Origin of the sequence: Kribbella sp. HUAS MG21, assembly GCF_040254265.1 — a bacterium.
Taxonomy (GTDB): domain Bacteria; phylum Actinomycetota; class Actinomycetes; order Propionibacteriales; family Kribbellaceae; genus Kribbella.
This window is the reverse complement of record NZ_CP158165.1, coordinates 1,920,022-1,941,939: the sequence shown is the minus strand read 5'-3', so window position 1 is coordinate 1,941,939 and position 21,918 is coordinate 1,920,022. Positions and strand designations below refer to the sequence as shown.

General features: G+C 70.0%; 13 protein-coding genes. 11 read left to right on the top strand and 2 right to left on the bottom strand.

Going from position 1 to position 21,918, the window contains the following annotated elements; translation table 11 throughout:
- Positions 1–58: 58 nt before the first annotated feature.
- From ABN611_RS09225 to ABN611_RS09190, 8 genes are all read left to right on the top strand, one after another.
- Positions 59–2,362, top strand: coding sequence for a sodium-translocating pyrophosphatase (locus ABN611_RS09225; RefSeq protein ID WP_350279390.1), 2,304 nt, complete (start codon positions 59–61; stop codon positions 2,360–2,362).
- Between the two features lie 151 nt (positions 2,363–2,513).
- A complete protein-coding gene (locus tag ABN611_RS09220; protein WP_350279389.1) occupies positions 2,514–3,731 on the top strand; it encodes a DUF4142 domain-containing protein in 1,218 nt (405 codons plus the stop codon).
- Positions 3,732–4,011: 280 nt separating this feature from the next.
- Positions 4,012–5,004 carry an ABC transporter ATP-binding protein gene (locus ABN611_RS09215; RefSeq protein WP_350279388.1) on the top strand — a complete coding sequence of 331 codons (993 nt, stop codon included), beginning with the start codon at positions 4,012–4,014 and terminating at the stop codon, positions 5,002–5,004.
- A gap of 1 nt (position 5,005) precedes the next feature.
- Positions 5,006–5,770, top strand: coding sequence for a hypothetical protein (locus ABN611_RS09210; protein ID WP_350279387.1), 765 nt, complete (start codon positions 5,006–5,008; stop codon positions 5,768–5,770).
- A 187-nt stretch (positions 5,771–5,957) separates the two neighbouring features.
- Entirely contained in the window at positions 5,958–6,752 is a 795-nt protein-coding gene (locus ABN611_RS09205; protein WP_350279386.1) for a DUF2785 domain-containing protein, read from the top strand.
- Positions 6,753–7,054: 302 nt separating this feature from the next.
- Positions 7,055–8,356 (top strand): cytochrome P450, encoded by a 1,302-nt coding sequence (locus ABN611_RS09200; protein ID WP_350279385.1) that lies wholly within the window; start codon positions 7,055–7,057, stop codon positions 8,354–8,356.
- A 234-nt stretch (positions 8,357–8,590) separates the two neighbouring features.
- Entirely contained in the window at positions 8,591–10,162 is a 1,572-nt protein-coding gene (locus ABN611_RS09195) for a GGDEF domain-containing protein (protein ID WP_350279384.1), read from the top strand.
- A 16-nt stretch (positions 10,163–10,178) separates the two neighbouring features.
- Positions 10,179–11,741 carry a GGDEF domain-containing protein gene (locus ABN611_RS09190; protein ID WP_350279383.1) on the top strand — a complete coding sequence of 521 codons (1,563 nt, stop codon included), beginning with the start codon at positions 10,179–10,181 and terminating at the stop codon, positions 11,739–11,741.
- 4 nt (positions 11,742–11,745) lie between these two features.
- On the opposite strand, the gene ABN611_RS09185 is transcribed toward ABN611_RS09190, so the two are convergent.
- Together ABN611_RS09185 and ABN611_RS09180 are read right to left on the bottom strand one after the other, a co-directional pair.
- On the bottom strand, positions 11,746–13,188 hold the full coding sequence (locus tag ABN611_RS09185; RefSeq protein WP_350279382.1) for a class I SAM-dependent methyltransferase: 1,443 nt from the start codon (positions 13,186–13,188) through the stop codon (positions 11,746–11,748).
- 124 nt (positions 13,189–13,312) lie between these two features.
- Entirely contained in the window at positions 13,313–16,948 is a 3,636-nt protein-coding gene (locus ABN611_RS09180; RefSeq protein ID WP_350279381.1) for an NPCBM/NEW2 domain-containing protein, read from the bottom strand.
- Between the two features lie 157 nt (positions 16,949–17,105).
- On the opposite strand from ABN611_RS09180, the gene ABN611_RS09175 reads away from it, so the two are divergent.
- The 3 genes from ABN611_RS09175 (at position 17,106) to ABN611_RS09165 (ending at position 21,870) form a co-directional block, all read left to right on the top strand.
- The gene (locus ABN611_RS09175) at positions 17,106–18,443 is read left to right on the top strand and encodes an alpha/beta hydrolase (protein ID WP_350279380.1); all 1,338 of its coding nucleotides are present in this window, start codon (positions 17,106–17,108) and stop codon (positions 18,441–18,443) included.
- A 319-nt stretch (positions 18,444–18,762) separates the two neighbouring features.
- On the top strand, positions 18,763–21,429 hold the full coding sequence (topA, locus tag ABN611_RS09170; protein ID WP_350281615.1) for a type I DNA topoisomerase: 2,667 nt from the start codon (positions 18,763–18,765) through the stop codon (positions 21,427–21,429).
- A 12-nt stretch (positions 21,430–21,441) separates the two neighbouring features.
- Positions 21,442–21,870: a Fur family transcriptional regulator gene (locus ABN611_RS09165; protein ID WP_350279379.1), complete on the top strand. Its 429-nt coding sequence runs from the start codon at positions 21,442–21,444 to the stop codon at positions 21,868–21,870.
- The last annotated feature ends 48 nt before the right edge of the window (positions 21,871–21,918 follow it).

Genomic DNA, 21,918 nt, shown 5'->3' with positions numbered 1-21,918 from the left:
TTCGGTTGCGGCAGACGGGGGCCGTCAAGCCCGGATGGGTTGCCTACAAGGAGGACGGATGTCCGCGCTGCTTGCTCCACAAGCGGTGGATCTTTCGTCGAGCAACACCACACTGGTGATCGTCGTCGGGGTGATCGCGATCCTCGCGGTCGCCATTGCGATGGTCTTCCGGGGCCAGGTGCTTGCCGCGAACGATGGCACCGAGAACATGAAGACGATCGCCGCCGCGGTCCAGGAAGGCGCCTCGGCGTACCTGAACCGGCAGTTCCGGACGCTGTCGATCTTCGCCGTGGTCGCGTTCCTGTTGCTGTTCCTGCTGCCGGCGCACACCGACGGCGGCAACGAGACCACGCTGAAGATCTTCCGGTCGGTCTTCTTCCTGATCGGTGCGGGATTCTCCGCCGCGATCGGGTACCTGGGCATGTGGCTCGCCACCCGGGCCAACGTCCGGGTCGCCGCCGCGGCCCGCGACGAGGGCCGCAATCCGGCGATGCGGGTCGCGTTCCGCACCGGCGGCACGGTTGGTATGGCGACCGTCGGCTTCGGCCTGTTCGGCGCCGCGCTCGTCGTACTGCTCTTCAAGGGTGACGCCCCGACGGTGCTCGAGGGCTTCGGCTTCGGCGCCGCGATGCTCGCGATGTTCATGCGGGTCGGCGGCGGTATCTTCACCAAGGCCGCCGACGTCGGCGCCGACCTGGTCGGCAAGGTCGAGCAGAACATTCCCGAGGACGACCCGCGGAACGCCGCGACGATCGCCGACAACGTCGGTGACAACGTCGGTGACTGCGCCGGTATGGCGGCCGACCTGTTCGAGTCGTACGCCGTGATGCTGGTGGCCTCGCTGATCCTGGGCAAGGCCGCGTTCGGCGAGCAGGGCCTGATCTTCCCGCTGATCGTGCCGGCCATCGGCGCCGTCACCGCGGTCATCGGCGTCTTCCTGACCCGGCCACGGACCGGTGAGAACGGGCTGCGCACGATCAACCGCGCGTTCTACCTCTCGGCGATCATCTCCGGAGTGCTGTCCGCGGTGGCGGCGTTCGTCTACCTGCCGAGCAGCTTCAAGGACCTCACCGGCGCGACCGAGGCGATCGCCGCGCACGACGGCGACCCGCGGCTGATCGCGACCTTCTCGGTGCTCATCGGCATCGTGCTGGCGGCGGTCATCCTGGCCCTGACCGGTTACTTCACCGGCACCGAGGACAAGCCGGTCAAGGACGTCGGCAAGTCGTCGCTGACCGGTGCCGCCACGGTGATCCTGTCCGGTATCTCGGTGGGCTTCGAGTCCGCGGTGTACACCGCCGTGGTGATCGCGGCGGCCGTGTACGGCGCCTTCCTGGTGGGTGGCACCGGTGTGGTCGCCCTGTTCGCGATCGCGCTCGCCGGCTGCGGCCTGCTGACCACTGTCGGCGTCATCGTCGCGATGGACACCTTCGGCCCGGTCTCCGACAACGCCCAGGGCATCGCCGAGATGTCCGGTGACGTGGACGGTGAGGCGGCCCAGATCCTCACCGAGCTGGACGCCGTCGGCAACACCACCAAGGCGATCACCAAGGGCATCGCGATCGCGACGGCCGTGCTGGCCGCGACCGCGCTGTTCGGTTCCTACACCGACGCCATCCGCTCCTCGCTGGCGGAGAACTACGCCAAGTTCGAGGCGGACGCCCTGGTGTTCAACCCGGGCACGCTGGTCGGCCTGATCATCGGCGCCGCGGTCGTGTTCATGTTCTCCGGTCTGGCGATCAACGCGGTCGGCCGCGCCGCCGGTGCGGTCGTCTACGAGGTCCGGCGCCAGTTCCGGGACATCCCCGGGATCATGGAGGGCACCGGCAAGCCCGAGTACGGCAAGGTCGTGGACATCTGCACCCGCGACTCGCTGCGGGAGCTGGCCACCCCGGGTCTGCTCGCGATCACCGCGCCGATCGCCGTCGGCTTCGGCCTCGGCGCCCCGGCGCTGGCCGGCTACCTGGCCGGTGCGATCGGCGCCGGCACCCTGATGGCGGTGTTCCTGGCCAACTCCGGTGGCGCCTGGGACAACGCGAAGAAGCTGGTCGAGGACGGCAACCACGGCGGCAAGGGTTCGCCGGCGCACGAGGCCACCGTCATCGGTGACACCGTCGGCGACCCGTTCAAAGACACCGCCGGCCCGGCCATCAACCCGCTGATCAAGGTGATGAACCTGGTCTCGGTGCTGATCGCTCCGGCGGTCGTCGGCATGTCGGCGATCGGCGACAACCCGAACACCGCCCTGCGGATCATCATCGCGGTCGTCGCGGTGGCGATCCTGGTCGCGGCGGTCTGGGTCTCCAAGCGCCGCGAGTCGGTCATCGCCGACACCCCGGCGGAGGCGAAGGCAGCCGCCTGACACAGGCAACCCGTGGAACGGCCCGCCGGATCTCCGGCGGGCCGTTCTGCGTTCCGGGCGCCGTCCCAGCAGACTCGCCGACGGCTGGACCGCGGCCGGGCACCCCTTTACTGTCGTCGGTACGGCCGCGTCCGAGCGCAGGGAGGTGGCGGTGTCTCCACGACAGCCCCGGCGGGCGATCACGGCGTTCCTGCTGCTGGTCGTCCTGGGTGCAGTCCTGGGAGCCGTTCAGCCCGCGTACGCCGCGACGCCGCAGCCCGACGCCGACTACCTGAACGCCGCGCACCAGCTCAACGTGACGACGATCGCGGCCGCGCAGGCCGCCAAGACCCAGGGCCAGACCGCGTGCGTCCGCCGCGCCGGCGCCTTGATCGAACGTGACCATCGCAAGCTCGCCGCGCAGGAGCTCGAGGTCGCCAGGCGGTTCGGGATCAAGCTGGCGACCGAGCCGTCGACGAGACAGCGTGAGCAGCTCAACGTGCTCGCGTCCAGGGCCGGGACCCCCCGCTACGACACCACCTGGATCGACATCCAACGGCAACTTCATCGGCAGTACCTGGCCTTGGTCGACGGCCCGCTGCCGAAGGCGGCCTCGCCCGCCGTCGAGTCGGTTGCCAACGCGGCCAAGCCCGTGATCCAGATGAACCAGCGGATGATCGCCGGTCCGTGCCGCGTCGAGACGGTGTCCCCGACGGTACCGACAGGTGACGGCGGTCAGGTCGCCGACGCGGAGAAGGCCCGTACGCGCGCGGCGCTGCTGCTGCTCGGTATCGGCGTACTGCTGCTCCTCGTGGGCAAGAAGGTCCCGGTACGACGCCGCTTGCTGGGAGTCGTGGCGGTGGCTCTCGCGCTGGCCATGGTGTTCGGCAAGCAGCCCGGCAACACCGGTGATGTCCCGGAGGCGGGTGCGATCACCGACGCCGAGGCCGCCGTACCGCCGGTCAAGCTGGTGCTGCCCGGGTTCCTGGAGGCGACGGTGACGCCGGTCGCGACTGCCCACGACGGCCAACTGCAGGTGCCGCGGTCGAAGGCCGACGTCGGCTGGTGGGCCGCGGGCGCCGCGCCGGGCGCCGCCGGTGGCACGGTACTGCTGGCCGGCCACGTGGACACCGCGCGCGGGCGCGGCGTGTTCGCGGCGCTCTCGGAGGTCCCGGTCGGTACCCGGGTCGCGGTGACCGACGGGGACGGCGACGACCACTGGTACCGGATCGTCGCGCGCCGGACGTACAACCAGGACGCCCTGCCCGCCGACCTGTTCCGCGGCGCGGCGAAGCCCCGGCTCGCGCTGGTGACGTGCACCGGTTCGTACGATCGCTTGAAACAGCGCTACAGCCAGAACCTCGTGCTGTACGGCGTACCGGTGGACTGATTTCGCGATAAACCGCCGGCCGGATGTCCGGAAGTAGCGCCGGCCGTCGACTTTCGGCTGATGTGCGTGCCCCCCGGATGGGGGATCGTCGGGGTCGTGCTCAGGGATTCAACCGATAGCAGCCGCGGCCGGGCGGACGGCAGAATCAACCCACGGGTGGACACACCGGATCCGCCCGAGGTCCGATGCCCGGCGCCGCATCGACCACGATACTGATCTCATCACGACAGAACCGCCCGACCGGGGAACGACTTCACGCCACCTAACGAGGAGTACGGCGATGATCGAGGCAAAAGGCCTCACCAAGCGATACGGCGCGACAGTTGCCGTTGACAACCTGTCTTTCGAGGTGAAACCCGGCAAGGTGACCGGCTTCCTCGGCCCGAACGGGGCCGGCAAGTCGACCACCATGCGGATGATCCTCGGGCTCGACACCCCGACGTCCGGCGAGGTCACGATCGACGGGCAGCGGTACCGGGACCTGCACCGGCCGCTGACCAAGGTCGGCGCGCTGCTGGACGCCAAGTGGGTGCACCCGAACCGCTCCGCGCGGTCGCACCTGGCCTGGATGGCCGCGTCCAACAAGTTGCCGAAGTCATCGGTCGACAAGGCGCTCGAGATGGTCGGCCTGACGTCGGTCGCGAACAAGCGGGCCGGCGCCTACTCGCTGGGCATGTCGCAGCGGCTCGGCATCGCCGGCGCGCTGCTCGGTGACCCGGAAGTGCTGCTCTTCGACGAGCCGGTGAACGGCCTCGACCCGGAGGGCATCGTCTGGATCCGGACGTTCATGCACAAGCTGGCCGACGAGGGCCGGACCGTGCTGGTGTCCAGCCACCTGCTGTCCGAGATGGCGCTCACCGCCGAGGAACTGGTCGTCATCGGCCGCGGCAAGCTGATCGCGCAGAGCAGCACCCAGGAGTTCGTCGACCGCGCCAGCGGGACGACGGTGAAGGTGCGGACGCCGCAGCTCGACCAGCTGGCGAGCGTACTGAACGCGCAGCAGCTGACCACCCGCGTCGAGGACGTCGACAACCAGGGCAAGGTGCTGTTCGTCGAGGGCGACCTGACCACCGACCAGGTCGGTGAGGCCGCCGCCGCGCACGGCATCGTGCTGCACGAGCTGACGCTGCAGCGCGGTTCGCTGGAGCAGGCGTTCATGCAGATGACCGGCGACTCGGTCGAGTACCACGCGCACGAGGAGATCGCCGCCGTGACCCAGCTCGACGCGCCCGGCGCGACCGAGGTGGCGGCGGGTCCGAAGGAGGACAACTGACATGTCGGTGATCACTGTCGAGCGGATCAAGCTCTTCTCCACCCGCTCGCCGTGGTGGTGCATGGTCATCGCGGCCGTGCTGACCGTCGGCTTCGCGGCGTTGACCACCGGGTTCCTCAAGGGCGAAGAGGAGCAGCAGGCGACGATCTTCATCACCCAGCCGGGCGCGCAGCTCAGCCAGATGGTGATGATGGTGATGGCCGCGCTGGCGGTCACCACGGAGTACCGGTTCAGCACCATCCGGACCAGCTTCCAGGCCGTGCCGCAGCGGGCCGCGCTGCTGCTCGGCAAGACCGCGGTCGTCGCGTTCCTGGCCGGCCTCGTCGGCCTGATCGCGTCCTTCGGCGCCTGGGGGATCGGGAGCCTGTTCGCGAGCAACGCCGACCTGGCGATCGACACCGGCGCCGAGTGGCGGCTGCTGGCCGGGCAGGGCCTGATCTTCTCGATCTCCGCCGTGTTCGCGGTGGCGGTCGGCATCCTGATCCGGCAGAGCGCCGGCGCGATCGCGATCCTGATCCTCTGGCCGCTGCTGGTCGAGAACCTGGTGCTGCTGATCCCGAAGGTCGGCGACGACCTGAACAAGTGGGCGCCGTTCGTGAACGGCAGCTCGTTCCTGAACCAGGGGCAGGACCCGGGCCTGGCCGGCGCCGAGGCGGCCGGTACCAACTTCGCGTTCGGCCCGTGGGGCGCGCTGCTGTACTTCGCCGGCTGGGCGGCCGCGCTGATGACCATCGCGCTGCTGTCGGCGAGCAAGCGCGACGCCTGACGGCGTGCGCGTGTGGACCACCCCGGTCGGTGTTGAGGGGCCCTGACCGGGGCAGGGAGCCCGGCCGGGCTGAGGGGTCCTGGCCGCGACGGCCCGTGGTACATCCGGTCTCCGGATGAACCACGGGCCGTTTCTCCTGCCGGGCACCCCCTGGCGGCTGCCCCGTCAACCGTCTACGGTGCCGCGCATGACCGATTGGGCGCAGGTGCGCGACAGCGGGTTCGCAGTCCCTGAAGGACGGTCTGTGGACGAGTTGGTGGCTGAGCTGGTGGGGATGCTGCGGTCGCCGGATCCGGTCGTGCGGGATCGGCAGGCGTACTCGACGCTCGCGACCTGGATCGGGCGGGGTGTGCTGGCGGAGGGCGAGCTGCGGGCGCTCGGCGACGAGTTGGTGCCGCGGTTCGGCGACCCGGAGATCCAGGCGCGGACGTTCGTGCCGTTGATCCTGGACGCGATCGTGTCCGCCGGCGTCTTCGAGCCGGCCTGGGTGCCGCCGTTCGAGCGCTGGTACGTCGGGGAAGAGGACCTCCGCGGGTACGACGAGAAACTCGGCTGGCTGCACGCGGTGGCGCACGGGGCGGATCTGCTCGGCGCGCTCGGGCTGCACCCGGCGGTGGAGCCGGTCCAGATGCTCCGGCTCGGGATCGGTCGGCTGCTGACGCCGACGTCGTACGTGCTGCGGGACATGGAGGACGACCGGCTCGGGTACGCGCTGGCGGCGACGCTGACCCGCGCCGACCTGACCGAGGCGGACGCGGTCGAGTGGCTCGATCCGGCGCTGCGCGCGCTCGCGAACCCGCCGGTCGAGGGCATCACGCCGGAGGTGACCAACACCGTCCGGACGCTGCGGGCGCTGTACGTGCTCGCCGACTACGGCCTGCGGGTCGGGCCGGCGAAACACCTCACACCGATCCCGCACCGCGAGCCGCTCAAGGCGCGGCTCCTGGACGTGTTCCGGGTCGTCACGCCGTACTGGCTCTGAGGTCCGCGCGGTGGCAACTACCTGACGGCGTAGGACGCATCCGACTTTCGTCTCGACTTCCCCTGAATCGTCCCTGAGCAACGGCATGTCGCCTTCCAGGGCGCAGTACAGGTGGATTCAGGTGGCAGTGGAGGCGCCGTCCATGACAAGGTCTCTGCTGGCAGGCCATGGCCCCCTCCCATGGTGGTGCCAACGCCACTACCGGAGTAGTGCCAACACCATCAGATCTGGTCCCCGGCGACGTTAGTTTTTGAAGAGACGACAGCCGTCGGGGCGCAGTCGAGAGAGGGCGCGAACAAGTCATGGTTGCGACATACCTGAAGCGTTGGGTCGGCAGCCGGATCCTCAACAGGACCACCCGGAAGGGTGGTCTTGATCTGTCGAAGATGCGGATGTTCCCGAGCTCGGTCTCGATGCCGTTGCGGCGGGACGGGGTGGACCCGGTGCCGGAGCTGGGGGCGGTCCGCGAGACGGAACCGGTGCACAAGCTGGCGCACCTGTTCGGGCTGAACATCTGGGTCGTGAGCGGACATGCCGAGGCGAAGTACGTGCTGTCCAACGAGGAGGACTACAGCCACGACATCCGGCCGCTGGTCGGGTCCGACCCGAACAAGCCGTCCGAGGGCATCGGCGGTCTCGGGTTCACCGACCCGCCGGACCACACCCGGCTGCGCAAGCTGCTGACGCCGGAGTTCACCAAGCGGAAGCTCGCGCGGCTCGAGCCGGCGATCGAGAAGATCGTCAACGACCAGCTGGACCTGATGGAGGCCAAGGGGCCGGTCGCCGACGTGGTGGCGGACTTCGCGTTCAACGTGCCGTTCCTGCTGATCGCGGACCTGCTCGGCGTCGAGGAGCAGGACCGGGACCGGTTCCGGGCGCTCGGCCCGGCGCGGTTCGACATGTCCGGCGGCGGGATCGGCCTGTTCGGGTCGGCGTCGGAGTCGCGGGAGTTCCTGTTCGAGATCGTCCGCAAGCAGCGGGCGAACCCGGGCGACGGGCTGATCGGGTCGATCATCCGCACCCAGGGCGACGCCATCGACGACGTCGAGCTGGGTGGGCTCGCCGACGGGGTGTTCCTGGGCGGGTACGAGACGTCGGCCAGCATGCTCGCGCTCGGCACGCTGGTGCTGCTCCGCGACCCGGAGAACTTCGAGCGGATCCGGAACGAGCCGGGCGCGGTCGACGGCATCGTGGAGGAGCTGCTGCGGTACCTGACGGTCGTGCAGGTGGCGTTCCCGCGGTTCGCGCGGCACGACCACGAGCTGTTCGGGCAGCCGGTGAAGAAGGGCGACCTGGTGGCGGTGTCGCTGTCCGGCGCGGACCGCGACAAGGCGGTGTTCGGCGCGGACGCCGAGGACTTCTACCCCCGCCGTACGGTCTCCGCGGCCCACCTGGCCTTCGGTCACGGCATGCACCGCTGCGTCGGCGCCGAGCTGGCCCGGATGGAACTCCGCGCCGCCTTCACCGCGCTCGCGCACCGGTTCCCCGACCTCGCGCTCGCCGTACCGGAAGAACAACTCCGCTTCCGCGACTTCTCCCTCGTGTACGGCGTGGACACCCTCCCCGTCCGCCTCCACGCCACCCCCGTCGAAGCCGTCGGCTGACCTCACCGACAACAACCTCTGGGGACTGGCAATAGGCCATTACCTATCGTCAGTCCCCACAGGCTGTCGCAGGCACGGCCCGAGCGATCTGAAAATCGGTACGCGGTGTGGGGCACGGGTGGCACTAGGTGGTCGTTGGCTGGTTCGGGTCGTGACAGGATGCGGGGTGGGTGGTCACAATGGGCGGTCCGGCCCGAGGTGCGGGTGTGGATCAGGGGAAGGGCCGTCGGCGGGATGGGCATTGGCGAGATGGCGGCGGGCGACGCCCTGACTGCCCGGATCGCCGCCGCCATGACCGCGGCCCAGTCCGGTGGGCACGCGAGTGCGGCGGCCGAGATCGAGGCGATCCGCGCCGAGCTCGGCGGGGTGCCCAGCTACACGGCAGCCGCCGTCGAGTACGTCCGGGGTGTGACCGCGCACCACGCCAGTGACGCGGACGAGGCGCTGCGGGCGGTCGACGCCTGTCTCGAGATCGCCCGCGCCATCGACGAGCCGGGCTGGGAGGCGAACGCGCTCCCGATCCGCATCATCAACCTCGCTCGCAGCGGCCGCGGCGGCGACACGGTCAACGACCTCGTCGCCGCCGAGTCGGCGCTGAGCCGGACCAAGGACCCCGGCCTGATCGCCTGGGCGCACACCGGCCTCGGCTACGCGTACGACGTACTGCGGCTTTTCGAACTCTGCATTCCGCATTACGAGCTCGCGATCCAACTCGACGACGAGGTGTTCGAGCTGGCGGAGTCGCCGGCGATCGACCGGCTCAACCTCGCGGAGACGTACCTGCGCTGGGCCCACGAGCTCGAACGCCTCGGAGATCCCTTGTACACCCAGGAGATCGAGGACCGTCTGGCGTCCGCGGCGTACTGGGCTCGCGAGGCCGAGCGGGTGGTCGTCGACGACGAGACGCAGGAGTTCTGGAAACTCAGCGCCCGGCTGTGGATCGCCGCGGCCGCCACAGGCGAGGATCCGGCCCGAGCGGTCGCCGACCTGACCGAGATCCGCGACCGGATCAGCAAGCTGGGCGAGACCGAGCGGCTCGCGATCGCCGGCGCGTACCTCGCGAGAGCCCTGCGCGCGCAGGGCAAACCCGACGAGGCGAAGGCCGCCGCGGACCGCGCCGCCGACGACCTGATTCCGTTGGCCGACCCATCGACCCACATCCTGGTGCTGCAGACCCGCACGGAGATCGACGCGCTCGACGGTACCCCGGGACCGGTCGCCGGCCTGGCCTACGCACGCGCGGTCGCCCGCGGCTGGTGGAAGGAGCGGCAGCGCGCGCTGAACGCCGTACGGCATGCCCTGACCGCGCACGACCTCCCGGCCCGGCACGACGCCGAGTGGCACGCCGCGCGGCAGGATCCGCTGACCGGCGTGGGCAACCGGCGCGCGCTGGACGAGCGGCTGACCGCGGCGCGGGACTCCGGCCGCGCGGTGACCCTGCTGGCGATCGACGTCGACGACCTGAAGCTCGTCAACGACACGTTCGGGCACGCGCGCGGTGACGAATTGCTGCAGGTTGTGGCAAATCTGCTGGTAGAACAAGCGCGCGCGACCGATGCCGTGATTCGATCGGGTGGCGACGAGTTCTTCGTGGTGCTCGACCAGCCCGACGCCAAGGGCGGTGCCCAGCTGGCCGAGCGGATCCGCGTGGCGGTGGACGCGATCGCGGCGACGACGGACAAGCCGTGGCTGCGCCGGCTCGGGCTGAGCCTCGGGTACGCCGCGACGGCCGAGGGACTCGGTGTGGAACAGCTGGTCCCGCAGGCGGACCGCCGCCTGTACGCGGACAAGCGTCGCACGAGATGAGGACGGGGGAGGTGTGGTGCGGGAGAGGTCGGGGGTGACGGCGCGGATCGCGGCGGCGATGACGCGGGCCCAGTCGGGCAACGCGCCCGAGGCGATGCGCGAGATCAGCCAGGTGCTCGCCGAGCTGGCGCCGGAGCCCAGCCACGAGCGAGCCGCCGCGGAGTACGTGCGGGCCGTCGCGGCGCATCACGCCACCGACGCGGTCGAGGCGCTCGACGCCGTCGACGGCTGCATCCGGGTCGCGCGCGCGATCGACGAGCCGGGCTGGGAGTCGAACGCGATCGCACTCCGCATCGTCACACTGATCCGCACCGGTGAAGGCGGCGACTCGGTCGCGGACCTGGTCGCCGCGGAGAACGCGCTGTCCCGCACCAGGGACCTCGACCTGGCCGGCTGGGCGCACACCGGGCTCGGCTACGCGTACGACCTGCTCCGGCTGTACGAGCTGTGCATCCCGCACTTCGAGCTCGCCGCCGAGGGCGACCACGACCCGCTCGGCCTGCCCGAGTCGCCGGCCATCACCCGGCTGAACCTCGCCGAGTCGAACCTGCGCTGGGCGCACGACCTCGAGCGGCTGGGCGATCCGTCGTACGACGAGGAGATCAAGGAGCGGCGCCGCGCCGCGCATCGCTGGGCCGGCGAGGCGGTCGAGGTGATCGTCGCGGCGGACCTGCTCGGGTACTGGCCGATGGCCGGGCGGCTGTGGCTCGCGGCGAGCAACGACGACGCGGACGCGGGCGAGGCGGTCGTGATCCTCAAGGACTGCCGGGACCAGCTCGCGAAGCTGGGCGATCTCGAACTCGCCGCGATCGCGGGTACGTACCTCGCCAAGGCCTACCTGACGCTCGGCCGCACCGGTGACGCGACGGAGGCCGCCGACCGCGCGGCGAGCGACCTGCCGCTGACGTCGGACCCGCCGGTGGAGGCGCTGGTCCGGCACACCCTCGTCCAGGTCCTCGCCGCGAGCGGGGACGTCGGGGCGGTGACCGGGCTGCAGTACGCGCGGGCGATCAGCCGGGCGTGGTGGGCGGAGCGGTTGCGCGGCCTGTACGCCGTACGGACCGCGCTGGCGAACCACGAACTCTCGATCCGGCACGACGCCGAGTGGCGCGCCGCCCGCGAGGATCCGCTGACCGGCGTGGGTAATCGGCGCGCGTTGGACGAGCGGATGTCGGTGGCGCACGACGCGGGGCGGTCGATCGCGGTGGTCGCGATCGACGTGGACAACCTGAAGGTCATCAACGACAGCTTCGGGCACGCGAGCGGTGACGAGGTCCTGCGGCGTGTCGGGTCGTTGCTGACCGAGCAGTGCCGGGCGGAGGACGTGGTGGCGCGGGCGGGCGGGGACGAGTTCGTCGTCGTACTGGACAATCCGGACGAGCGTGGCGCGCCGGAGTTGGTCGAGCGGATCAAGAGCGCCGCGGACCGGGAGGCGGCGCGGGCGGAGGAGCCTTGGTTCGCGTTGCTGCGGCTGAGTGTAGGGCAGGCGAGCAGCACGGACGGTACGCCGGTGGCCGAGTTGCTGACCGAGGCGGACCGGCGGATGTACGCCGAGAAGCGCCGCCGGCGGGCTCAGTAGTCGCTCAGTAGTCCAGGAAGCCTTCTACGACGAGGTTTCTGATCTGCGGCAGGTACTCCGAGAGGACGTCGACGACCGGGCGGTCCATCAGGTCGGCGAGGGCGGCGAGGATCCGTCCGGTGCTCAGGTCGTCGTCGCAGGCGCCGACGAAACCGGCGAGGACGGTGTCGACCTGCTCGGCGCGCCGCATGCCGCGCTGGCGGCGGAGCACGATGGTGGCCGGGTCCTCCGCGCCTGGCTGACCAGTGGTCTCCTGGATGACGTCCTCGGCGACGCGCAGGTGCAGCGCGGTCAGGTCGGTCGGGAGCCCTTCCTTGCGCTCGAACCGGTGCAGGACGTGCGGTCCGATCGGGCGCTCGATCTCGTACGGCCAGGCCTCGGCGTCGAGCGTCCCCTCGACGTTGTGCAGCGTGATCCAGCCCATGCCGATCGCCTCGACGTCGTGGTCGTCGAGGTACCGCATCCACTTGTCGTACCGGCTGGTGTACTGCGACGTGCCGTGGAGGCCGGCGTCGCGGAGCCAGAGTTCGACGTACTCCGTGGTGTCGAGCTGCTCGCGCTGGACGGCCCACGCGGACCGGTCCGCGGTCCAGCCGGCGATGCGCTCCTGCCAGTCCTGGCCGCGTACGCAGGTCCAGTTGGCGAGCAGCTGGCACCAGCCGCCGTCGGTGAGGTGCGCGGGTGCCTGCCGGACGAGCTGCTCGACGACGCCGTCGCCGGTGAACTCGGTCTCGCGGTAGGTGAGGTCGCCGCCCGGCGGGGAGATCACGTACGGCGGATTGCTGACGATCAGGTCGAAACGTTCGCCGCGGACGGGCTCGTACAAGCTGCCGTCGCGGAAGTCGAGCTCGACGCCGTTGAGCGCGGCCGTCCACCGGGCGAGCTGCAGGGCGCGCGGGTTGACGTCGGTGGCCGTCACCTGGTTGGCGCGCCCCGCGAGATGCAGCGACTGAATGCCGCACCCGGTACCGATGTCGAGCGCCCGCTCAACCTTGACCGGCACGGTCAGCTGCACGAGGCTCAAGCTCGCCGGCGCGATCCCCAACACATAATCCGCCCGCATCACCTCCCGCCGCCCGTCGAGCCCCGGCGTCAGATCCGCAACAACCCACCACTCCCGCTCATCCTCCGCGTACGGCCGGATGTCAACCACCGCGCGTACGTCGTCCGCGCTGGCCGTGACGATGCCCAGAGCAACAAGATCCACCCCCGGAAACGCCTTACATACCACGTTTTCCGGCACCGCCCGCTGCAACAGGAACAACCGGATCATCGTGTCGAGCGCGTCCCCCGACGAAGTACGCCGTACCGCCGGAGCAGTCTCGTTCCGCCCCAACGCCGAATTAGCCCGCTCCCCAAGCCGCCGCGCAACCCCTTCCACGGTGTACCCGGCCGCACCGAACGCGGCCCGCAACCCCGCCACCACACTCCCCGTCAACTCCCGCATCCCCCCATCCTCCCACCGCCCTTGCCCACCGGACTGGAGGGTTGCCCCCTGAAATTCTCAGTGGGCAACCCTCCAGTTGAGACGCTGCCCCCTCAACTGGAGGGTTGTCCCGATCAGCGGGGTGCTACGGGTTGCAGATGAGTTTGGCTTCGGCCCAGTCGGCGTGGTCGCTGGTTATGCCGTCGCCTCCGTCGGTTACCTGGAGGGTGAGGGTTTGGGCTCCGGTGACGTCGACGGTGGTGGAGGCGGTGGGGGACGTGCCTGTCAGTTGGTCGGAGGTGTATTTGGTGGTGCCGTCGGTCACCACCTTGAATGTGACCTTGCCGCGGTCCTGGACCTCGTCGTCGATGCCCAGTTTGCTGGTGAACGTGGTGCAGTTGCCGCCCAGGCGCACCGAGACCGAGGACGGGGCATGGGCGCCCAGGCCCTTCGCGTACTGGACGCCGTCGAGGGTGATCGGGGCGCCGTCGCCGGCTGCGTCCTCGCCGTTGCTGCGGTCGCGTTCCACCGGGCCCCAGCCGTTCGTGGAGTCGAGGAACTCCAGGTCACTGACCCACTTCTCGCCGGTCGGTGCCGGTGGCAACGGCTTGTCGGCGATCGTGGCGGCGAAGAATCCGAGCCCGCCACCGGGCAGCTTGATCGCCTTCACGGTCTTCCCGGGATCCAGCGGTACGGCGGTGTAGAACACCCGGTAGTCCGTGGTCGTGTTGCTCAACCCGGCCGCCGTGTACCGGCCCTTCACGGCCACCACGAGCTTCGCGCCGCCCGTGGTCGGATCCTGGCAGCACCAGTTCGGCAGTTGGAACGTGCCCTGCGAGGTCGACCCGTCGGTGTAGATGATCGTCACCGCACCCCGGGCGTTCAGGCTCGCGCCGGCGCCGAGCAGCGCGAGATGCGACCCGGTGCCCGACACCAGGATCGGCGCGGACTGGTTCTTCACGAGGTTCGGCGTACCGGGCGCTCCGGTCGGCCAAGTGAAGTTCGCGCCCTGCACCGACACCGTCGCGCCCGGCGTGTACCCGGCGGCCGCGAGCGCCTCACCGTGGAAGCTGTTGCCGGACCCGTCGAAGTTGCCTTGCTTGTACGTCGACGCGTCGCTGATCCCGACCACGTTCGCGGCCTGCGACAGCGAGCCGTACGGCAACTGCGCCGTCGCCGCGGCGGTGTTTGCATAGCTGTTGCCTTGAGCAACGTAGCTCGCGGTGAGCGTCAGCGTGAACGTCGCCGGTTTCACGTCGGCGCCCGGTGTCACTTGCAGCTTGGTGGTGACGGTCTGCCCGGGAGCGACCGAGGCGAAGGTGTTCGGGCCCGCCACGTTCCACCCGGCCGGTACGGCGACGTTCAGCCGGACGTCGCGCACCGTTGTACCGGTGCCGTTGCGGAACGACGCGGTCACCTCGGTGGCCTGACCCGGGGCGTTCCACAGCGACGGCGTGCTGAGCTCGGGCGTCCCGAGCGTGTTCGTCACGTCGGGTCCACCGACGGCGGATGTCCCGAAGAGCTGGACGACCGCGCTGCGGGAGGTCGGGATCGAGGCAGTCTGCACTCGGACCACACCCTTGTCGTAGGTCCACTGCGTCGGCTTCCCGTCGATCGTGACGGCGTGCGGTGGGCTGTCCGTGTGGACCGTGAGCTCGTACGGCCGCGCGGCGGGCTTCCCGGCGTACGAACCGTTCAGCCGCCCGATGTTCACGGTGACGTCGCCGCGGCCCTGCGTCGGCGCGTCGACCGCGAACAGCTGCGTCGCGGAGTCCTTCGACCGGGTCAGCCGGTCGTCCTCGTAGAGCGCGAACGACGACTTGCCCGACGGGTAGACGTCGACGGTCAGCCGGTCGCCGAAGCCCTGCTCGGCGGCGGTGTTGATCCCCGCCTTCCACATCGGCACGACCGCGCCCGCTTTGACGAACAGCGGCAGCGTGTCGAGCGGCGCGTGGTACCCGTTGACGGTCGTCGGCCCCTGGTACACCCGGCCGGTCCAGTAGTCGATCCAGCGCCCGGCGGGCAGGTAGATCCCGTTCTTCACCGCGTCCGCGCCGTACATCGGGGCGACCAGGAACTCCTTGCCGGCCAGGAACTCGTACTTGGTCGTGTCGTCCCAGGTGCGAGGGTCGTCCGGGTACTCCAGCACCAGCGACCGGTTCAGCGGTGCGCCGGTGCGGTGCGCCTCGGCGGCGTACGTGTAGAAGTACGGCAGCAGCCGCTCGCGGAGCTTGAGGTACTTGCGGTTGATCGAGGTGTACGGGTCGCCGTACGCCCAGGGCTGCTTGTACGCCGGGGTGGCCCAGCCCGACATCGTCATGAACGCGGGGTTGAACACCTTCCACTGCAGGTCCCGGACGTACGACGTCGCGGAGCCGCCGAAGATGCCGTCCACGTCGCCCGCGCTGTAGGCGATCCCCGAGTTGCCGGAGCCGGTGATCGCCGGGATCTGCCACTTGATCGCGTCCAGCGAACCGCTGTGGTCGCCCGTCCACTGCACCGCGCACCGCTGCGCGCCGGCCCAGCCCTCGACCATCCACGCGAACCCGCGGGCGTTGCTGTACTGCTCGATGCCGCCGTGCGCCGTGTCGCAGGCGGTCAGCGCGTGCCGGTACCCCGGACCGACCCACGCCACGTCCAGCTTCCGCACCCGGACTCCGGCCTCGCCGACCTCGGCGGGCTGCCGGTCCAGCGAGGACTGCGTCCACAGGCCCATCTGGATGTTCCGGGCGCGCAGTTCGTCACCGGCCTGCTTCAGCGCGGGGATGTCGCGCTTGCCCCACCAGGTGCCCTCGACCTGCTCGGACTCGGTGTTGGCGGAGTACCCGCAGCCGTAGTCGTCGTTGACGAGCATCCAGCCGCCGGGCATGTCCTCGTCCTTGAACCGCTGCGCGACCTTGACCGCGTCCAGCGTCGTGACCTTGTCCGGGTGCACCTTCCAGTCGTTGCCGGGATCCGGGTCAGTCGCGTAGTGCCCGCGGTTGTAGCAGTCCGAGTCGCCGTACTCGAGCCCGTAGATCGGCGGCATGAACGGCCGGCCGGTGAGCTCGGTGTAGCGGTCGAGCGAGGTCTTGAGGTCGCCGACGAAGTAGTACGCGTCGAAGCGTTTCTCGTCGTGCGTCGTGGTCGCGGGGCTCGTGAAGCTGTAGCTGCCCGGCGTGAACGTGTTGCGGAGTACGCCGTACCCGGCCGTGCTCATGTAGTACGGCGAGGCGTTCGGGTTGCCGCCGTCCTCCCAGTTGAAGTCCCGGGTGATCCTGATGGTCTGGTCGCGGTGCGAGAAGCGGCCGTTCTGCATGCCGCCGCCGAAGAACTGCTCGGTCGCGCCGCGGCCGAGCGTCTGCGTCGTGGCGGTGTCGGTCCACGAGAGCGGGGCGGTCTCGGACCAGACGAGCTGGCCGTTCGAGCGGTAGAGGGAGAACTTCAGCGGGTGCTTCTGGGCGCGGACCTCGATCTTGCCGGTGGAGAGCGAGTAGTAGGAGCCGCGGTCCCGCCAGGTCGTCCGCGGGGTCCCGTAGTCGGTCTTGGTGACGATGGTCGAGCCCTCGCCGGTGCTCGCCGGATCGGTGAAGTTGCCGTCGGGCGCCATCCAGAGGCGGAACACGTCGTCCTTCAGGAACCCGACGCGGACCTTGGCCTGGCCGGCGGTGATCGTGTACGTCGATCCGTCGGCGGCGAAGGCGGTGACGTCACCGAGCGTGGTGCCGGCGGCGCGCGCGGGGGCGGTGGTGTGGACGAGGGCGCCTGCTAGGAGGGCGATGGCGACTACTGAACGTTTCATGCGGACAAAGATGCTCATCACTGCCTCACTTCGTGCATCAATGAACAATGGTGTGCACAGTGAAGCGCACGGAGCGGCGGTTGTCATCAGGTCGGCTTCATGAAGTTGAGACGGTGTCGCTATCACGGAGTGAAACTCCACGATGACGATGAGTCGCATGGCGAACTCGCGTCCCACCAGCCCCACCAGCCGCATCCTCACCAGGCGTCGCGTGCTGGGGGCGGGTCTGACCGTCGGTCTCGCGGCGACGCTTGCCCTGCCTGACCGGGCGCAGGCCGTTCCGTTCGATCCGGACCAGCTGGGAGTACAGGGAGAGCCGGACTTTCATCCGGTGCGGTTTCGGGTGCCGGAGCCGACGGGGCGGAAGTCGCTGGGGGTGACCGCGCTGCACCTGGTCGACCGGGGGCGGCCGGATCCGAGTATGCCTGGTGGGCAGCGGGAGTTGATGGTCAGTCTGTGGTACCCGGCGTCGCTGGCGGGTACGGCGCCGTTCGCGAAGTACATGCCGGAGCGGACGGCGAAAGAGGTGGACGCCGTCTGGACGGGTGAGTACGGGCTGGCGCTCCCACCCGGCTCGTTCGACTTCGCGAACACCGAGACGCACGCGCGGGTCGACGTACCGGTCCAGCGGCTGCGGCATCCCGTCGTACTGTTCTCGCCCGGCTATCAGTACAGCCGGTTCGTGAACACCGCGCAGGTGGAGGACCTCGCGAGCCGCGGGTACGTCGTCGTGACCATGGACCACCCGCACGAGACGCCGGTCGAGTACCCGGGCGGCCGGTTCCTGCCGGGCGCGACGCACGCGGAGCCGCCGACCCCGGGCGACATCCGGAAGGCCGTCGAGGCCCGGACCGCGGACGCCCGCTTCGTCCTGGACCAGCTCGAGCGCCTGGCCGCCGGCGAGAACGTCGATGCCGACGGCAAGGACCTTCCGGACGGGCTCGCGAACAGCTTGGACCTGCGCAAGGTCGGCATGTTCGGCTTCGCGCTCGGCGGCTACGCGACCGCGACCACGATGCTCGAGGACCGCCGGATCCTGGCCGGCGCCGACCTCGACGGCACCCTCCAGGACGACCGCGCCGAGGGGCCGCTCGGCGAGGTCGCGGAGCGCGGGCTGGACCGGCCGTTCCTGCTGTTCGGCTCCGGCGAGACCCAGCGCACCGACCCGGCCAAGGAGTACTACGACAAGTCCTGGGCCGCGTTCTGGCAGGCGCAGCGCGGCGCGAAGCTCAACCTGACGCTCACGCACACCAAGCAGAAGGCGTTCACCGACTACCAGTTCGTCTTCTCCCAGCTCTTCCACGACATCTACGGCGACGACCCGATCGTCACCTCGGCCGTCGCGGCTCTCGTCGGCAGCGCGAAACCGGCCCGCAGCGTGCTCGCCCAGCGCGAGTACCTCGCCGCGTTCTTCGACCTGACGCTCCGTCGCCGCCCCTCCACGCTGCTGCGCGGCGAGTCCACGAAATTCCCGGAAGTGCGCTTCGCCCGCTGAGACGGCGTACCCTCCTAGAAGTCGTCCGAGGCACACTGTGGCGGGGTGACGACGCGCCGTGACGGTGGGGCGTTCGCCACTTTCTGGAACCCTGAGAGGCATACAGCGGCCGTCACCGGTTACCGTGCGTTGAAGAAATGCGTTGCCGTCGGCCGTACCCTGTCCTCGGGCAGGGTCGGTCTGTGCTCGGGGGAACAGACGCCGGATGCAGGGCGTTGTCGGCAGGACGAGAGTAGGGAGCGCAGTGGCAGGGGCAGCAGGGACGAAGACAGCCGCGGGGACCCGTCTGGTGATCGTCGAGTCGCCGAAGAAGGCGCGGATGATCGCCGGTTTCCTCGGGTCCGGGTACGTGGTGGAGTCCAGCTTCGGCCACATCCGCGACCTGCCGAGCGGGGCGGACGAGATCCCGGCGAAGTACAAGGGCCTGCCGTGGGCCCGGCTCGGCGTCAACGTCGAGGACCACTTCGACCCGCTGTACGTCGTGCCCGCCGACAAGAAGGCCCAGATCCGCAAGCTCAAGGACCTGCTCAAGGGCGCCGACGAGCTGTTCCTGGCGACAGATGAGGACCGCGAGGGCGAGGCGATCGCCTGGCACCTGCTCGAGGAGCTGAAGCCGAAGGTCCCGGTCCGCCGGATGGTGTTCCACGAGATCACGCCGAAGGCGATCCAGGACGCGGTCGGCAACGCCCGCGACATCGACGAGGCCCTGGTCGACGCCCAGGAGGCGCGCCGGATCCTCGACCGGCTGTACGGGTACGAGGTGTCCCCGGTGCTCTGGAAGAAGGTCATGCCGAAGCTGTCGGCGGGCCGGGTCCAGTCGGTCGCGATCCGGATGGTGGTCGACCGCGAGCGCGAGCGGATCGCGTTCCGCAGCGCGTCGTACTGGGATCTCGACGCCACCCTGGACGCCGGCGAGAGCCGGACGCCGCGGCAATTCCCCTCCCGCCTGGTCTCGGTGGACAGCAAGCGGGTGGCGCAGGGCCGCGACTTCAGCGCGACCGGTGAACTCAAGGGTGCGAACACGGTCCACCTGAACGAGGAGACCGCGACCGCGCTGGCCGCCGCGCTGCGCGACTCGCAGTTCACGGTCCGCTCGATCGAGTCCAAGCCGTACACCCGCAAGCCGTACGCGCCGTTCCGGACCACCACGCTGCAGCAGGAGGCCGGCCGCAAGCTCGGCATGTCCGCGTCGCAGACCATGCAGGTCGCCCAGCGGCTGTACGAGAACGGCAACATCACCTATATGCGTACCGACAGCGTCACGCTGTCGGACACCGCGATCACCGCGGCCCGGGCGCAGGTTCGGGAGCTGTACGGCGCGTCGTACCTGCCGGACAAGCCCCGCGTCTACACCTCCAAGGTGAAGAACGCACAGGAGGCGCACGAGGCGATCCGGCCGGCCGGCGAGGTCTTCCAGACCCCGGCGCAGACCGGTCTGAGCGGTGCCGAGTTCCGGCTCTACGAGCTGATCTGGATGCGGACGATCGCGTCCCAGATGAAGGACGCCGAGGGCCGCAGCGTCTCGATCAAGATCGACGCGACCGCGTCCACCGGCGAGCAGTGCGAGTTCACCTCGTCCGGCCGGGTGATCACGTTCCACGGGTTCCTCAAGGCGTACGTCGAGGGCGCGGACGACCCGTCTGCGGGCACCGACGACCAGGAGACCCGGCTGCCGAACGTCGAGGAGGGCGACGTCCTGCCCGCGCTCGAGGTGCTCGCGTCGGGCCACGAGACGAAGCCGCCGGCGCGGTACACGGAAGCGACGCTGATCCGGGAGCTGGAAGAGCGCGAGATCGGGCGGCCGTCGACGTACGCCTCGATCATCGGCACGATCCAGGCCCGCAAGTACATCTACAAGAAGGGCCAGGCGCTGGTGCCGGCCTGGCTGGCGTTCGCCGTGGTCCGGCTGCTCGAGGAGCACTTCACCCGGCTGGTGGACTACGCGTTCACCGCGACGATGGAGGACGTGCTCGACGAGGTCGCGGCCGGCGACCTGGAGCGCGAGGGCGTGCTGTCCCGGTTCTACTTCGGTGACGACTCGCTCGAGGGCCTGCACTCGATGGTGAACGACCTGGGCGACATCGACGCCCGGGAGATGTCGACGTTCCCGGTCGGCGGGGACGACAGCGGCGTCGTCGTGCGCGTCGGTCGCTACGGGCCGTACGTCGAGGACAAGGACGAGCGGCGCGCGAACGTGCCCGAGGACCTGCCGCCGGACGAGCTGACCGTCGACAAGGCGCAGGAGCTGCTGGCGCAGCCGTCGGGCGTGGAGCACGAGCTCGGTACGGCGCCCGACACCGGGCTGAAGGTGGTCGCGAAGGCGGGCCGCTTCGGGCCGTACGTGACCGAGGTCCTGCCGGAGGACGCGCCCAAGGGCGCCAAACCGCGGACCGGGTCGCTGCTGAAGTCGATGACGCTGGACTCGATCGGGCTCGACGACGCGATGAAGCTGCTGTCGCTGCCGCGGGTCGTCGGCGTCGACCCGGCGACGGGCGACGAGATCACCGCGCAGAACGGGCGCTACGGGCCGTACCTGAAGAAGGGCACGGACTCGCGGTCGCTGTCGACCGAGGAGCAGATGTTCGAGATCACGCTCGAGGAGGCTCTGAAGATCTACTCGGAGCCGAAGCAGCGTGGCCGGCGGGCCGCCGCGCCGCCGCTCAAGGAGCTGGGTGAGGACCCGGAGTCCAAGAAGCCGGTGGTGGTGAAGGAGGGCCGCTTCGGCCCGTACGTCACCGACGGGGAGACGAACGCGACGCTCCGCAAGGACGACTCGGTGGAGACCATCTCGCTGCTCCGCGCGGCCGAGCTGCTGGCGGAAAAGCGCGCCCGCGGCCCGGTGAAGAAGACCGCCAAGAAGGCCGCGAAGAAGACAGCGACCAAGAAGACCGCCGCCAAGAAGACGACGGCCACGAAGAAGACGACGGCCAAGAAGACCGCCGCCAAGAAGACGGCCACGAAGAAGACCGCGGCCAAGAAGTCCTGAGAGGCGGCGCCCATGACGAGTGCGGTCGAGGTCAGTGCGCAGCGGTTGCGGGAGCGGGGTGAGCGGGTGACCCCGGCCCGGCTCGCGGTGGTCGAGGTGCTGGCGAGCACCGAGGAGCACCTGAGCGCCGAGCAGATCGGCGAGCGCGCCGAGCAGCTGCGCCCGGGCATCCACCGCGCGACCGTCTACCGCGCGCTCGACGCGCTGGGCGAGTTCGGCCTGGTCACGCACGTGCACCTCGGCCGGGCCGGTACGACGTACCACCTGGCCGGCGACCTCGCGCCGCGGCACCTGCACCTGCGCTGCTCGGAGTGCGGCACGGTGTACGACGCCCCGGGCGACATCCTCGAGTCCGCCCGCAAGAAGGTCGCCCGCGAGCTCGGCTTCCACCTGGCGCCCGAGCAGGTCGCGCTGGTCGGGGTCTGCAAGGACTGCCAGTAGCCGACCGGCCCACTGCGGTCACATCTGTCCATATCTGTTCATCGGTGT

Bases quoted from the DNA above. Each gene is read 5' to 3' on its own strand.
- ABN611_RS09225 (WP_350279390.1), top strand. From the start codon at position 59: ATGTCCGCGCTGCTTGCTCCACAAGCGGTGGATCTTTCGTCGAGCAAC.
- ABN611_RS09215 (WP_350279388.1), top strand. From the start codon at position 4,012: ATGATCGAGGCAAAAGGCCTCACCAAGCGATACGGCGCGACAGTTGCC.
- ABN611_RS09210 (WP_350279387.1), top strand. From the start codon at position 5,006: ATGTCGGTGATCACTGTCGAGCGGATCAAGCTCTTCTCCACCCGCTCG.
- ABN611_RS09205 (WP_350279386.1), top strand. From the start codon at position 5,958: ATGACCGATTGGGCGCAGGTGCGCGACAGCGGGTTCGCAGTCCCTGAA.
- ABN611_RS09200 (WP_350279385.1), top strand. From the start codon at position 7,055: ATGGTTGCGACATACCTGAAGCGTTGGGTCGGCAGCCGGATCCTCAAC.
- ABN611_RS09195 (WP_350279384.1), top strand. From the start codon at position 8,591: ATGGGCATTGGCGAGATGGCGGCGGGCGACGCCCTGACTGCCCGGATC.
- ABN611_RS09185 (WP_350279382.1), bottom strand. From the start codon at position 13,188: ATGCGGGAGTTGACGGGGAGTGTGGTGGCGGGGTTGCGGGCCGCGTTC.
- ABN611_RS09180 (WP_350279381.1), bottom strand. From the start codon at position 16,948: ATGAAACGTTCAGTAGTCGCCATCGCCCTCCTAGCAGGCGCCCTCGTC.
- ABN611_RS09175 (WP_350279380.1), top strand. From the start codon at position 17,106: ATGGCGAACTCGCGTCCCACCAGCCCCACCAGCCGCATCCTCACCAGG.
- topA (WP_350281615.1), top strand. From the start codon at position 18,763: ATGATCGCCGGTTTCCTCGGGTCCGGGTACGTGGTGGAGTCCAGCTTC.
- ABN611_RS09165 (WP_350279379.1), top strand. From the start codon at position 21,442: ATGACGAGTGCGGTCGAGGTCAGTGCGCAGCGGTTGCGGGAGCGGGGT.